At 44.4% G+C, this 13,960-nt stretch carries 13 protein-coding genes; 4 read left to right on the plus strand and 9 right to left on the minus strand.

Annotated features, from left to right (window positions below; translation table 11 throughout):
- Positions 1-12: 12 nt before the first annotated feature.
- Complete coding sequence (locus Q4B82_RS02630; RefSeq protein WP_303064882.1) at positions 13-1,935, minus strand: ATP-binding cassette domain-containing protein; 1,923 nt, start codon at positions 1,933-1,935, stop codon at positions 13-15.
- A gap of 322 nt (positions 1,936-2,257) precedes the next feature.
- On the opposite strand from Q4B82_RS02630, the gene Q4B82_RS02635 reads away from it, so the two are divergent.
- Genes Q4B82_RS02635 through proC form a run of 3 tightly spaced genes read left to right on the plus strand, consistent with a single transcriptional unit; the run spans position 2,258 to position 4,824 of the window.
- A complete protein-coding gene (locus Q4B82_RS02635) occupies positions 2,258-3,166 on the plus strand; it encodes a lysine exporter LysO family protein (RefSeq protein WP_303064883.1) in 909 nt (302 codons plus the stop codon).
- A gap of 20 nt (positions 3,167-3,186) precedes the next feature.
- A complete protein-coding gene (locus Q4B82_RS02640) occupies positions 3,187-3,996 on the plus strand; it encodes a carbon-nitrogen hydrolase family protein (RefSeq protein WP_303064884.1) in 810 nt (269 codons plus the stop codon).
- A gap of 36 nt (positions 3,997-4,032) precedes the next feature.
- Positions 4,033-4,824 carry a pyrroline-5-carboxylate reductase gene (gene proC, locus Q4B82_RS02645; protein WP_303064885.1) on the plus strand — a complete coding sequence of 264 codons (792 nt, stop codon included), beginning with the start codon at positions 4,033-4,035 and terminating at the stop codon, positions 4,822-4,824.
- 536 nt (positions 4,825-5,360) lie between these two features.
- On the opposite strand, the gene Q4B82_RS02650 is transcribed toward proC, so the two are convergent.
- Positions 5,361-5,702: an L-rhamnose mutarotase gene (locus Q4B82_RS02650; protein ID WP_303064886.1), complete on the minus strand. Its 342-nt coding sequence runs from the start codon at positions 5,700-5,702 to the stop codon at positions 5,361-5,363.
- Between the two features lie 84 nt (positions 5,703-5,786).
- Between Q4B82_RS02650 and Q4B82_RS02655 the strand changes: the two genes are divergently transcribed.
- Positions 5,787-6,044 carry a hypothetical protein gene (locus Q4B82_RS02655; RefSeq protein ID WP_303064887.1) on the plus strand — a complete coding sequence of 86 codons (258 nt, stop codon included), beginning with the start codon at positions 5,787-5,789 and terminating at the stop codon, positions 6,042-6,044.
- Between the two features lie 50 nt (positions 6,045-6,094).
- On the opposite strand, the gene Q4B82_RS02660 is transcribed toward Q4B82_RS02655, so the two are convergent.
- The 7 genes from Q4B82_RS02660 to Q4B82_RS02690 form a co-directional block, all read right to left on the minus strand.
- Entirely contained in the window at positions 6,095-6,616 is a 522-nt protein-coding gene (locus tag Q4B82_RS02660; protein WP_303064888.1) for an SMI1/KNR4 family protein, read from the minus strand.
- A gap of 76 nt (positions 6,617-6,692) precedes the next feature.
- Positions 6,693-7,709, minus strand: a complete 1,017-nt coding sequence (locus Q4B82_RS02665) for an ABC transporter permease (protein ID WP_303064889.1) — start codon at positions 7,707-7,709, stop codon at positions 6,693-6,695.
- A 232-nt stretch (positions 7,710-7,941) separates the two neighbouring features.
- Complete coding sequence (locus Q4B82_RS02670; protein ID WP_303064890.1) at positions 7,942-9,450, minus strand: sugar ABC transporter ATP-binding protein; 1,509 nt, start codon at positions 9,448-9,450, stop codon at positions 7,942-7,944.
- Between the two features lie 181 nt (positions 9,451-9,631).
- Positions 9,632-10,744 carry a sugar ABC transporter substrate-binding protein gene (locus tag Q4B82_RS02675; RefSeq protein WP_303064891.1) on the minus strand — a complete coding sequence of 371 codons (1,113 nt, stop codon included), beginning with the start codon at positions 10,742-10,744 and terminating at the stop codon, positions 9,632-9,634.
- A gap of 116 nt (positions 10,745-10,860) precedes the next feature.
- Positions 10,861-11,637, minus strand: a complete 777-nt coding sequence (locus Q4B82_RS02680; RefSeq protein WP_303064892.1) for an SDR family oxidoreductase — start codon at positions 11,635-11,637, stop codon at positions 10,861-10,863.
- A gap of 5 nt (positions 11,638-11,642) precedes the next feature.
- The gene (locus Q4B82_RS02685) at positions 11,643-12,476 is read right to left on the minus strand and encodes an amidohydrolase (protein WP_303064893.1); all 834 of its coding nucleotides are present in this window, start codon (positions 12,474-12,476) and stop codon (positions 11,643-11,645) included.
- Positions 12,473-13,774, minus strand: coding sequence for an MFS transporter (locus Q4B82_RS02690; protein ID WP_303064894.1), 1,302 nt, complete (start codon positions 13,772-13,774; stop codon positions 12,473-12,475). Before Q4B82_RS02690 ends, Q4B82_RS02685 begins: the two co-directional genes overlap by 4 nt.
- Between the last annotated feature and the right edge of the window lie 186 nt (positions 13,775-13,960).

Here is a 13,960-nt window from a genome sequence, read left to right on the forward strand (position 1 = left end):
ATTGAGATGGTTTCAGGCAGCCTCAAATAATTGTATGACCTCATTTTCAACATTTTCCAATGCTTCTTGTGCCGCCAACCATTCTTCTTCCAATTGCGCCAATTTTACTTTAACTTCTGCCGCTTGCGCCAATTTTTCTTGCAGTTGGCTTTTGTTTTCGGGCAAATAGGCACTTTCTTGCGACAAAAATTCATCGCAGGCTGCCTGTTTTTGTTGCAAGCGTGCCATTTCTTTTTCGGCTTGGTCAATTTTTTGCTGGATTGGTTTACAGCGTTTGGCTTTTTCTTGGCGGATTTGGGCTTCCAAGCGTTTCACGTCTTTGCGGTTTTGCGATTGGGTGGATTGGGCTGGCGCGGCAAGCGCGTTTTCTTGCGCCAAACGCCATGCGCGGTAATCGTTCAAATCGCCATCAAAGGTTTTCAGGCTGCCTGAATCAATCAGCAAAAACTGGTCGGTGGTGGCTTCAATCAGGCTGCGGTCGTGCGACACCAAAATCATCGCGCCTTGAAACCCTTGCAAAGCCATGGTCAGCGCGTGGCGCATGTCCAAATCCAAATGGTTGGTGGGTTCGTCAAGCAGCAGCAAATTGGGCTTTTGCCACACCAACATCGCCAACGCCAAACGCGCTTTTTCACCACCTGAAAACGGTTCAATCGGCTGCGTTGCCATGTCGCCCACAAAATGAAATCCGCCCAAAAAGTTGCGAATGTCCTGCTCTTTTGCCTCTGGCGACAATTTTTGAATGTGCCAAATGGGGCTTTGGTCATCGCGCAGGGTGTCCAGTTGGTGCTGGGCAAAATAGCCGATATTCAGTTGATTGGATTGGATAATTTGCCCGTTTTGCGCGTTCAGGCTGCCTGCAAGGGCTTTGATGAAGGTGGATTTGCCCGAACCGTTCACGCCCAGCAAACCGTATCGCGCCCCATTTTCCAATGATAAATTGATGTTTTTCAAAATGATTTCATTGCCATAACCCAAATCCACCTGTTCCAATTTCAAAAGCGGATTGGGCAAATGCTCGGGCGTGGCAAATTCAAAATGAAATTCGCTGTCCAAATGCGCAGGTGCAATCAATTCCAATTTATTCAATGCTTTAATGCGCGATTGGGCTTGGGTGGCTTTGGTGGCTTTGGCTTTGAATCGGTCAATAAACGATTGCAAATGCTTGATGTGCGCCTGTTGTTTGGTGTAGGCGGCTTGTTGATTGGCTAATCTTTGGGCGCGTTCTTTCAAATAAAAATCGTAGTTGCCGCCATAGCTGTGCAATTTTTGTGCTGACAATTCAAGGGTATGTGTGGTGGTCGCATTGAGAAAATCGCGGTCGTGCGAGATGATGATTTGCGTACAGGGCAAATTTGCCAAATGGGTTTCCAGCCACAACACGGTTTCCAAATCCAAATGGTTGGTGGGTTCGTCCAGCAGCAACAAATCGGCACGGCACATCAACGCCTGCGCCAAATTCAAACGCATGCGCCAACCACCTGAAAAGGCTTTGACGGCTTTGGCGTGTTCTTCTTGTGAAAAACCCAGTCCGCTCAATAATTTGGCGGCACGCGCTGGTGCGGAATAGGCATCGATTTCGTCCAATTTGGCGTGGATTTCGGCAATTTGGTTGCCGTTGTTGTCGCGCTCGGCTTGTTTTAAGGCTGCCTGAAAATGCTGCAATTCGGTGTCGCCTTGCAACACATAATCCAGCGCGGAAATGTCCAAAGCAGGCGTTTCTTGGGCTACGGCAGCCAGTTTCCATGTTTTGGGCAAGCCGATTTCGCCTGAATCGGCGGCAATTTCGCCTTTAATCAGGGCAAACAAACTGGATTTGCCTGTGCCATTTTTTCCAATCAAACCAACACGTTGGCGTGGGTTAATCGTGGCGGTGGCTTGATTGAGCAAAACTTTGGTGCCGCGTTGTAGGGTTAGATTTTTGATTTCTATCATTTAAATTTTCACAAATAAAATAATATGGAAATTGAAAATGCCATGAAAATAAGCAGTACACATTCTTATTTTTTTATCTGATGCTGCCTGAAAACGATGGAGCAAGTACCCACATATAAAAAAGATTTATTTTAAAACAAGTGGTTATTTTCCTATTTCAAGTTTTCATCATTGTAAACAGCGATGCGTTTCAGATAACCATTTTAATGGAAAATGGTAAAAAAGGCTGCCTGAAAACACTTTTGCTTTTCAGGCAGCTTGGTCAATTTCACGCTATAATCCATGTTTTACGGCATAATCACACCATTAATCAATACCCTATATGGAAAATATCAGCACTTTAATCATGGTTCTCACACCCATGTTCATCGGTTTTGCCATTCATTTACCCAAAACATTTTTGCCTATTTTGGACAAATTGTTGAACATTTTGGTGTACATCATTTTGGCTTTTATCGGTATGGGCTTGGCAAAAGTAGATAATTTATTGTCGCAAATCAATGATATTGCCTTATATGTGGCGATTTTATTTGGCCTACTGATATTGTGCAATCTTGTCGCTCTGCAACTGTTTGACCGTTTTTTTCCTGCCACTTTCAATATAAAAACCAACAAAAACAGTAAGAAAATCAGCATTTCAGGCAGCCTGAAACAGTTGTCAATGGTGGCTTTGGGCTTAATTTTTGGTTTAATGCTGCCTGAAAATGCTTTACCACCTGAAAAAACGGGAACTTATGCATTGATGTTGTTGATTGGCATAGTGGGCATACAATTACGCAGCAATGGCATTCCTTTGCGCCAAGTGTTGCTGAATAAACGCGGTTTGCAAGTTAGTATTATATTTATGCTGTCTTGTGCCGCGGCAGGTTTGCTGTTTGCTTTATGTTTTGAACCCATTTCATGGCATCAAGGTTTGGCTTTGGCTTCAGGCTATGGCTGGTACTCACTTTCAGGCATTGTGATGACACAGGCTTATGGCGCAACTTGGGGCAGCGTAGCTTTACTCAATGATTTATTAAGAGAATTCTTTGCTTTGGCATTCATTCCTGCTTTGATGCGCCACTCACCCGCATCAGCCGTAGGCATAGGCGGTGCAACCAGTCTGGACTTTACTTTACCCATTATCCAAAGTTCAGGTGGTTTGGCAGTTGTACCATTAGCAATCAGTTTTGGTTTTGTGGTCAATCTTTTATCACCTATTTTAATGGTAATGTTTTCATCTTTATCCTAGGGCTGCCTGAAAGGACATATATGACACAATCCACCATTCGCGTGGCAGCAATACAAATGGTTTCAGGCTGCGATGTGCAACACAATATTCAAACCATGCGCGACTTGGTACGCCAAGCAGCTGATTTAGGTGCAAATTGGGTGTTGCTGCCTGAATATTGGGCTTTATTGGGACACAACGATACCGATAAACTGGTATGGGCTGAACCGTTTGGCAACGGTCTGTTACAAGACATCATGGCACAAACGGCAAGAGAATATGGCGTGGTTTTATTTGGAGGCAGTATTCCTTTGCAAAGTTCTGTTCCCAATAAAGTACGCAACAGCATGCTGGTTTACGCACCAAACGGTAAACTATTAAGTTGTTACGATAAGATTCACTTATTTGGCTTTTCAGGCAACCATGAACGTTACGCCGAAGCCGACACAATTTGTGCTGGTCATGCCCTTCCCAAACTGCAATGCGATAACTGGCATGTGGCACAAGGCATTTGCTACGATTTGCGTTTTCCTGAATTTTTCCGCGCACAAACACCGTTTGACGTATTGATGCTGCCCGCCGCCTTCACTTACACCACAGGACAAGCCCATTGGCACTTACTTTTGCGTACCCGCGCGGTAGAAAATCAATGTTATGTCATTGCTGCTGGTCAGGGTGGGCAACATGAGAATGGTCGCCGCACCTATGGTCATTCCATCATCATTGATCCTTGGGGCGAAATATTGGCAGAATTACCCGAAAACAAAGGCGTAATTGTGGCAGACATGCTGCCTGAAAAACTGCATGCCACGCGCACAAAATTACCCGCTTTACAGCATCGGGTATTTTAAAAATCCGTATTTACCAGATTAAAGAAAGGAAAAACCATGACCATTTATTTTCTCGGCGGTGGCAATATGGCAGAAGCCATCATCAGCGGTTTATACCGTTCAGGCAGCCAAGAAACCATTCACGTTACCGACCCCAGCGCAGAAAAACGCGCCAAACTGACCACACAATACGGTGTCCACACCAGCAACACACTGCCCGAATTAAATGAACACGATATTTTGGTGCTGGCAGTCAAACCGCAAGATATGCAAGCAGCGTGCGAAAATGTGCAACACAATAACGCGCTGATTGTTTCCATTGCAGCAGGTCTGCCCACCACAACCCTGTCGCACTATCTCAAAGACACACAACGCCTTATCCGTGCGATGCCCAACACACCCGCTAAAGTTGGCTTGGGTGTAACAGGTTTATTTGCTGCCAATGGTACCAATGAACAAGACAAACAACGCGCCCAATCTTTGTTTGATGCGTCAGGACAAACCGTATGGCTGAACAATGAAACCCAAATGCACGCCATCACTGCCATCAGCGGTAGCGGACCTGCCTATGTGTTTTACTTACTCAACGCCTTACAACAAGCCGCTCAACAACAAGGCTTCGATGCATCAACTGCTCGCACACTTGCCTTACACATCTTTCAAGGTGCAGCGGCATTAGCAGCACAATCAAGCGAAGAATTTGCTGTTTTACAACAACAAGTAACATCAAAAGGCGGCACAACCCAAGCTGCATTGACCACTTTTGAACAACACCAAATTGCCGAAAATCTGAACAAAGGTGTTCAGGCAGCAGCTGAACGTTCACAAGAATTGGCAAAATTGCCTTAAATTTGCAGCGTGTTGGTGTACATTTCACAAATTCACCACACATCTTTCAGCCAACCTAAAACTCTGACAGAACTCGGTTCGCAGGGGCAGATTTCATATCTGCCCCATTTTTGTTTGTAACGATTTCATATCTCAATAAATTCATGGTCATTTCAGATGAACACAGACAAAGCAACAACGAGAACGGTGTGCAGCCAATACACAATGGCATTGGCAACACGATACAATTTGTATCAGTATCATCACACAGAATTGAAAAAGCACTACAGCGTTGCCCATGTGCTTATATACTATTCGTATGCGGCAGGTATGGTTGCCTTGTATTTACTGCAATTTGAAACAACCTAAAAAGGCGAAGATAAAATTTGTCCTACTTTCCATCAAAAAATTGGGGGATGGTCAGTCCATTTAAAAAAAAGGACATAATGCGGGGTACAATTCGTTGCACTATTTTTCCAATAAAACATAAAGTTGGTGCAATAAGTTGTACCCCTAATTGTATTTTGTTTTCTATTTTATTTACCATACAAAAGTTTTCAGGCAGCCTGAAAGCGATAAATCTCGTCCATCAGCACCCATTTTTCGCCTGCTGGGGTAAAGGGCGTGGCTTGCTGATAATCCCACATCCATTTTTCCCAGCGTTGCACGGTTTCATTTTGGGCGGACAGTTGCGCCATGCGTTCAAAACTGAACGTGTCATCGGCGTTCATCAACATTACCAAGCGCGTTCCCAAACGGTAAATCGTCATTTGGGTGATGCCGCAATCGGCGATGTGCTGTTCCACTTCCGCCCAAACTGCGCGGTGGTGTTGTTCGTATTCGGCGATTTTGTCGGGATTGTCTTGCAAATCCAGCATTAAAACGTAAGTATTTTTCATCAAAATGTCCTTTCAGGCTGCCTGAAACACACAAAGATTTCAAAAAGCAGTAATATAGTGAAAATTTTCACAAGGGGGCGAAACATGATTATCATCAGTTCCAAAGAATTTAACCAGCGAGCCAGCGCGATTTTGAAATTGTCGCAAACCGAGCCTGTGTACATCACAAAATGGGGCAAAATCGTCAGCGTTTTAAGCAATTTGGAGACTTTTCAAGCCGCGCAAAAACAAAACGAACCGAGCTTTGAACAATTGTTTGGTCAAACCGCACCCGAAATCAGCGATGATTTTGCTGCCGAATTTGACAGCGAACTCACGCGCATTCGTCAAAACAGAATGTAGGGCGCACCCTACGAAAATAGTTTCAGGCTGCCTGAAAGATTTTGGCTTATTTAATCATCAAAATCATCGTCATGCTTTAAGCCTTTCACGAAAGTCGCAAAATCTTTGGCTAAAAACGTTTTTTCATAATCGCCTTCTTGGTCAATATGAACCACAGAAGGCTCGCCATTATTACCGCATTCACTATAATCAAAAGCAATCATATCGTGCCCACCTGTAATTGTGTCAGCAAAATAAACGCAATCGTTCGGATACTCCCATTCATCAATCCAAAGCTCTTGACCAAATTCGCCCAATAATGAATGGTCTTTTGTTTCGCCAATACCCAATATGCCTGTTATGATAATCTTAAAACCAACATATTCATTTTTAAAATGAAATTGATTGAGTTTTGGTATACCACCATTTTGATAAGACATAAATTCTACATAATCACTTGGCAATTTAAACCCAAGTTCATTTTCTACATAGGACAGCATTTCATCGGTTAATGGCTCGCTAATGTAATTCTCTTGGGCGTATTCATTGTTATCCCAAAAGTTTTCAAAATCAAAATCCGCAAATATATTCATCATTTTTCCTATTAAAAATATTCAGGCAGCCTGAAAATGAATTTTACCCCACTTTTCAGGCTGCCTGAACACCCTATCAATCCTGCGGTTTCCCAGACGCAATGCGCGAAATAATCAACGCCACCAAAATAAACGTCCCCGTAATCAGCTCAATCACCGTGCCAGACACCTGCATGGAACGCAATAATTGGTCAATGAATTTCAACAGCAAAATGCCCGTCAGCGCACCAAACACCGAACCGCGTCCGCCATTTAAGGAAATCCCCCCAATCACACACGCGGCAAATACCGTGAAAATGTAGCCTGAACCCTGTGTTTGTCCCACCGAAGCGTATTGCACCGTGTACAAAATCCCCGCAATCGCCGCCAACACGCTGGCGAAAATCAACGTTCCCATCACGATTCTGTCCACGCGAATGCCTGCTGCGCGTGCTGCGTCCGCATTGCCGCCAATCGCGTACAAACTGCGCCCCAAACGCGTGTATTTCATCACAAACATCAATACACCAGCCGTTATCACAAACACCCAAAAACTCAATGACATACCCAAAAATCCCATACCTGCAAGGGCTTGAAATTGTTTGGGTAATTGATACAAACTCGCGCCACCTGTTAAAAAAGTTTGCAAGCCACGCAATGCCGTTAGCATACCCAGCGTGACGATAAAACCGTTTAGGCGAAATTTCACAATCATCAAAGCATTGGCAATCCCAATCAATACGCCCAAACCCACGCCTGCCAACAGCGCAAATTGCCCATTCAAGAAACCGCCCGTTCCCGTCATGCTCGCACCCACCACCGCCCACACCGCCACCGCAGGCGCAAGCCCAAACGTGGATTCCAGCGACAAATCCATGCGCCCAATAATCAAAATCAAGGCTTGCGCCAAAACCAACAAACCAATTTGCGTGGACTGCTCAATCGGAATTTTCAAAATGTCCCAACTTAAAAAATTGCCCGTTGCCATATGCCCAATAATCAAAATCAAAATAATGGGTGGAATCAAAACCCAATCCCGAAAATTTGCCCATTGAATTTTGGGGCGATGATTTGGCGCAACAACATTTTGAATTTCTTGCGTATTCGTGGTCATGATGTTTGTCCCTCTTGATTGATGAATGAGAAAATAAATTATGTGAACTCGGATAAGTAACCGTAAATGTGCCAATCAACCCACCCTCTCTCCCTGTGGGAAAGCGTTGGAGAAAGGGTTGGTTGAGCAGCATACCCTCTCCCCAGCCCTCTCCCACAGGGAGAGGGAGTCAAGTTATTTAAATTTATCAATGATTTTTATCCTGAACTCGCGTTAAATTGAATGGCTATTTTCAGGCAGCCTGAAATGGATTTTGCGGTTCGCTCAAACCTTCCATTGCCGCAATTAACTCTTGGTCTTGCCAACCAATTGGAAATTCATGGGTTAATTTGCCGTGATACATCACCAGCACACGGTCGCAAGCACGCAAATCGTCCAATTCGTCCGACACAATCAGCACAGATGTGCCTTTTTCGCTGCTTTTGGCGACATAATCCAGCAAAGTTTCCTTACTTTTGATGTCCACGCCTGCGGTGGGCGACATCATGACCAACAAATCAGGGTTATTCGCCATTGCGCGTGCTTGCACCACTTTTTGCTGATTGCCACCCGATAAGCCGCTTACAGGCTGCTCAATGCCATAGGCTTTGATGTCCAATTCTTTAAACCATTGTTGTGCCAACGCATTTTGTTTGTTTCGGTTGATTAAACCCCATTTGCCCAATTTTTCCATAATGCTTAAAGTCGCATTTTCGGCAATGCTTAAATCGGGGATAAATCCTTCGTGATGACGGTCTTGTGGCACAAAACCAATGCCCGCATTCAAAGCCGCTTTCACATTACCAGATGGATAAGTCTTGTTTTTTAACAAAATTTCGCCACTTTCACATTTACGCAAACCCACCAAAGTTTCCGCCAATTCGGTTTTGCCACAACCGCCACCACCAGCCAAACCGACCATTTCGCCTTTTTTGATGTGAAAACTGATGTTTTCGTAAGCATTGGCTTGATTTAATTGATGAATATTTAAGGTGATTTCGGGATTTAATTCGCGTGATGAATAATGTTTTTCGGTGTATTTTTCGCCTGTCATGGCTTCAATTAATTGATTTTTGGGGAGTTCTGCCACAGAAGTGGTCAAAATGTGTTTCGCGTCTCGATACACGGTAACATCTTGACAAATATCGTAAACTTCCGACAAATGATGTGAAATGAACAAAAACGTAACCCCTTGATTGTGCAGTTTTTCCATACGCGCAAACAGGCGTTTGATGGCGCGACCGTCCAACATGGCGGTGGGTTCATCCAAAATAATGAACCGTGCGCCATAACTCAAAGACCGCGCAATTTCCATCAACTGACGGTTTTCCACGTTCAGGCTGCCTGCTTCGGCGCGAACGTCCACAGGAATATCCCATTCGTCCAAAATATTTTGTGCGTTTTGGTAAACATTTTTCCAAGAAATCAGTTTTTTATCCAAATTTTGCCGATTGATGAGCAGGTTTTCCGCCACACTCAAATGCGGAATAATGGTGGATTTTTGATACACACAAGCAACGTGTTTGCGCCATTCGTGCAAATCGCCTGCGGCTGGCGCGTCCACGCCATTGAATTTGATGCTGCCTGAATCGGGTTTGTTCAAGCCCGTAATCAACGACACGAGCGTGGATTTGCCCGCGCCATTGCGCCCCACCAAAGCGTGCGTGCGCCCTGCGTGGACGGTTAAATTCACATTATTCAACGCCACATTATTGCCATAGCGTTTCATCAGGTTTTTGGCTTCTAATAAGGGGGCGGTCATGTTTGGATACTCCGAGATTGTTATTTTTTGGGGATTTTCCCTCTCCCTAGCCCTCTCCCAAAGGGAGAGGGAATGGTGTTGCTGGCTGAAGCCACCCATCCAGCCCTCTCTCCCTTTGGGAGAGAGTTGGAGAGAGGGAAAACTTTTCAGGCAGCCTGAAAGTTTTGTTTTTCAAATCAAATTATTTATTCCCCCACAAATCAGGCGAATCCGCTTTCACGGTTTGCAAATCGCCCAATTTTGCGCCATCAACCGTAACCACAGGCGCAACAATTTGGTCTTCCAACAAACCATCACGCGGTTGAACGATATTTGAACCATGCTCGGTTTTGCCCACTTGGAACGTTTTGCCTTCGGCAGCCGCTTTGGCGTAAAACAAAGCCCAATGCGCGTAACCATCAGCAGGTTGCGAAACGGTCGCGTCAATATCGCCGCGTTTAATCGCTTCCAATTCCGATTTAATGCCGTCATTGGACACAATCACAATGTGTTCCGCATCGCCAGCAGGTTTGAGCAGATTTTTTTGTTTCAAAAACGCCAAAGTCGGTTCAAGGTACACGCCACCAGCCTGCATATAAATGCCATTCACTTTGCCGCCTGCCAAAGCCGTTTGCAAGCCCGCAATGGCAGGTTCTTTTTTCCAATCTGTTGGAATTTCAATGACTTTGATATTGGGATACTTGGTTTTCATGCACTCGGCAAAGGCTTCCGAACGGTCGCGCCCATTAATGGAATTGAGCGCACCTTGAAATTCCACCACACGCCCTTCGCCTTTCAATTTTTCGCCAATCACAATACAAGCATTTGTGCCGTAAGCCTTATTGTCCGCACGCACCACCATATACACATCGCCAGCGTCAGGGCGCGTGTCCACCGTAACCACAGGAATATTTTGGGCTTTGGCGGCTGCCAACGCACTGGTGGCGGCTGCCGTGTCTTGTGGCGCAAGCACAATCGCTTTCACATCGGATTGCAACATTTGTTGTACATTGGCAATCATTTTTTGCGCGTCATTATTGGACGAAGTTTGATACAAATTCGCGCCCAATTCTTGCCCTTTTGTGGGCACATAATTGGCAAAAGCCGTCCAAAAATCCGTGTCAATGCGTGGTTGGTCAATGCCGATTTTGGCACCATTGCTGCCTGTGCCATCAGGAGCAGGAGCGGAAGTGGTGGCTGGGGGCGTTTGTGCTTGTTTTTGTTGGACTTGACTCTCGTTACCACCGCCAGAACATGCTGCCAAAACGCAAGCCGTGATTGCCAACAAATTGAATTGATTGATGATGTGTTTCATGATATGTGCTCCGTGAGTTGAGAAAATGGTGTGAGAAAAATCGGTTCTTGATTGACAAAATTTTCAGGCTGCCTGAAAACCCAACTTGGGGTACAACAAAAATATTTTTAATAAAATCAAGTTAATGCACGGTCAAGATGCGTGTAACCGCCATCAACAAAAACACATTGCCCCGTTGTGTGAGACGAACGTGGCGACAACAGAAAAACCACCGTATCCGCAATTTCTTCGGCAGTGGTCATGCGTTTGCCAAGCGGAATTTTGGACGTGATTTGTGCCAATTTTTCTTCTGAATTTTCAAAACTTTGAATCCAACGCGCATACAATGGCGTCATCACTTCGGCAGGAATCACCGCGTTCACGCGCACCCCGTCCGCCAACAAAGCCGCCGCCCATTCGCGCGTCAAAGCCATGCGACCGCCATTGGCTGCGGCATACGCACTGGTCTGACCTTGCCCTGTAACAGCCGTTTTGGAGCCGATGTTCACCACCGCGCCCAAAGTTTCGCGCAAATGTGGCAAGGCTTCGCGCATCAACACAAAATAATGTACCAAATTTTTTTCCAAAGATTGACGAAATAAATCGGTGGAACTGGTCAGACCAATATTGTCATTCACGCCCGCATTATTGACCAAACCATCTAAACGCTTGAATTGTTCAACTGTTTTTTGTACAGCAGAAACACAGGCTTGCTCATCGGTCAATTCGGTTTGAATAAAAAAACTTTGCGATTGAATGGCTTGCAATTTTGCCCAAAAATCCGCATCGGGCTGCGAACGCCCCAAAATCACGGGAATCGCCCCTTCTTGCGCCAAACCCAAAGAAATTGCCGCACCAATGCCAGCCGCGCCACCGCTAATCAGAAAGACTTTGTTTTTTAAATGTAAATCCATGATGTTCAATCCGTCCATTCAATGCCGTAAATTTTTTTGGCGTTTTCGGTAAATGGGTTTTCAGGCTGCCTGAAATGGTGTGTAGTCGCACAGAACAAATCAAAAACCTTTTGATAATCATGCGTTAATGTGCAAACCGACCAATCCGAACCAAACAACACGCGCCCATCGCCAAACAAATCCAAAGCCGTTGCCACATAAGGGCGAATATCGTCCACCGAACAATGCGCTCCACATTCCGTTACCAAACCCGAAATTTTCACCGCCACATGAGGCAATTTAGCCAGTTGATTTAAATGGCTTTTCCAATCATCAAATGCGCCAGTTGTGCCAAATTCGGGTTTACCCAAATGGTCTAAAATCAACCAGTTATCGTCAATGGCTCGTGCAAAATCCACCACCGCACCCAAATCTTTTTGATGACACAGCAAATCATAAACAAAACCTTGTTTTTGAATGAATTTGACACCATCTCTAAATAATTGGTCAGACCAATAAGCCGCAGGATTGGGTTCATCTTGCACAATATGGCGAAAGCCTTTCATCAAAGGTTCGTGTTCAAATTGCGCCAAATCATCTTTCAGGCTGCCTGAACGCAAATCCAACCACCCAACAATGCCTTTAATCCATTGATTTTCTTTGGCTAAATTTAACAAAAACGCATTTTCCGCCACATCACAACGCGCTTGTACCGCCATTCCAGCCACCACGCCCAAATCTTGTGCCAAAGGCACAATGTGTTCAGGCAGCCTGTCTTGTTTCAACATCGGCATTTCATCAGAAATCCAAGCATAATCATTAGCTTGATAACGCCAAAAATGAATGTGGGTGTCAATCATGATTGAACTCCTGAGGTTTCTTTTTGGGCGGCTGATTTAAGGGTTGCCAATAAAATTAAACCCAGCACACCCACCAAAGATAAAACCAATAAGCCTGCATAATGATTTTGGAATGTGCTTTCTGCCCAGTTTTTCAAGTTTGGGGCAACAAAACCACCTAAATTACCCAACGCGCCAATCAATGCTGTACCAGCCGCAGCCGAACGACCGCGCAAATATTGGGTTGGCAAATTCCAAAATAAGGGTTGTACAATAATGAAACCGATGATTGCCAATGTGATTGCCATGATGAATGTGGCGACTGTCGTCATTTGAGTAGCTAGACCAATCCCCACGACTGCACAAGCCAACATCACCATTGCCATTTGTCGCCAGTTGTGTTGTCTGTCTGCCAATCGTGTAATAATGGGTAACAACAACAAGGTACAACACCAAGGAATCGCGCTTACCAAACCCACTTGCAAACCCACTTTCACACCCATCAAATCCGCCAATTTGGTCGGCAAATAAAACAATACGCCATACACGCTCATTTGAATGGAAAAATAGACTGCTACAAATCGCCACACCATCATGTCTTTAAATGTCAGCATTAAACTGTTGCCATCATGTGTATGAACCGCTTTGGGGGCATCTTTGGCAAATTCGTCTGCCAATGCTTGTTTTTCTTCAGGTGTCAGCCATTTGGCTTCTTCTGGACGACTAACCAAACAGAAAAATGCCACAATACCAATGATGACTGTTAAAACACCTTGTACCAAAAACATCCATTGCCAATTTTTCAAATCCATAATTGTGGTCATGTCCAACAACCAACCTGTAAATGGACTACCCAACATCAAGGCAATGGGTACACCCAAATAATACCAACCATAAGCTTGGCTACGGAAACGATTGGGAAACCAATAAGTTAAATACAAAACCACACCGGGCGAAAAACCTGCTTCCGTCAAACCCAATAAAAAGCGTAGAATGTAAAAACTGGTTGTATCCTTAATAAATATCATCGCAACAGATACCAAACCCCAGCTCACCATAATCCGACTTAACCAAATTCGTGCGCCTACTTTGTGTAAAATCAAATTACTGGGTACTTCAAACAGCGCGTAGCCAATAAAAAATATCCCTGCACCCAAAGCATAGGCGGCTGCACCAATTCCTGCATCTGTTTCTAAATATTGCTTCACAAAACCAACATTAGAACGGTCTAAAATAGAGAAAGCAAACATCAGCATAATCAAAGGTAAGAGTTTGGTTTTACTCTTCTTTAATGCAGATTCAAGATGAGAAATTGTCATGTTCATCTCCTGATGTGTAAGGATATTTGGGAAAAATATTTTAAGTTGGTTTCATTTCTTCAATTAAATCAAATAAATCTGTTATGCTATTGATTTTCAAGCTGCCTTTTGATGTTGATTGCCTATCAGCAGGCAGCCTGAAAATTTAGTTTTTTTGATATTAGCTTTTAAATTGATATTCTTTTA

The organism is Alysiella sp. (genome assembly GCF_030525755.1).
In the GTDB taxonomy this organism is placed as follows: domain Bacteria; phylum Pseudomonadota; class Gammaproteobacteria; order Burkholderiales; family Neisseriaceae; genus Simonsiella.

Excerpts from the sequence above, each read along its gene's own strand:
- Q4B82_RS02680 (WP_303064892.1), bottom strand. The coding sequence starts at position 11,637 with ATGGATTTACATTTAAAAAACAAAGTCTTTCTGATTAGCGGTGGCGCG.
- Q4B82_RS02635 (WP_303064883.1), top strand. The coding sequence starts at position 2,258 with ATGGAAAATATCAGCACTTTAATCATGGTTCTCACACCCATGTTCATC.
- proC (WP_303064885.1), top strand. The coding sequence starts at position 4,033 with ATGACCATTTATTTTCTCGGCGGTGGCAATATGGCAGAAGCCATCATC.
- Q4B82_RS02655 (WP_303064887.1), top strand. The coding sequence starts at position 5,787 with ATGATTATCATCAGTTCCAAAGAATTTAACCAGCGAGCCAGCGCGATT.
- Q4B82_RS02665 (WP_303064889.1), bottom strand. The coding sequence starts at position 7,709 with ATGACCACGAATACGCAAGAAATTCAAAATGTTGTTGCGCCAAATCAT.
- Q4B82_RS02675 (WP_303064891.1), bottom strand. The coding sequence starts at position 10,744 with ATGAAACACATCATCAATCAATTCAATTTGTTGGCAATCACGGCTTGC.
- Q4B82_RS02660 (WP_303064888.1), bottom strand. The coding sequence starts at position 6,616 with ATGAATATATTTGCGGATTTTGATTTTGAAAACTTTTGGGATAACAAT.
- Q4B82_RS02690 (WP_303064894.1), bottom strand. The coding sequence starts at position 13,774 with ATGACAATTTCTCATCTTGAATCTGCATTAAAGAAGAGTAAAACCAAA.
- Q4B82_RS02640 (WP_303064884.1), top strand. The coding sequence starts at position 3,187 with ATGACACAATCCACCATTCGCGTGGCAGCAATACAAATGGTTTCAGGC.
- Q4B82_RS02630 (WP_303064882.1), bottom strand. The coding sequence starts at position 1,935 with ATGATAGAAATCAAAAATCTAACCCTACAACGCGGCACCAAAGTTTTG.
- Q4B82_RS02650 (WP_303064886.1), bottom strand. The coding sequence starts at position 5,702 with ATGAAAAATACTTACGTTTTAATGCTGGATTTGCAAGACAATCCCGAC.
- Q4B82_RS02685 (WP_303064893.1), bottom strand. The coding sequence starts at position 12,476 with ATGATTGACACCCACATTCATTTTTGGCGTTATCAAGCTAATGATTAT.
- Q4B82_RS02670 (WP_303064890.1), bottom strand. The coding sequence starts at position 9,450 with ATGACCGCCCCCTTATTAGAAGCCAAAAACCTGATGAAACGCTATGGC.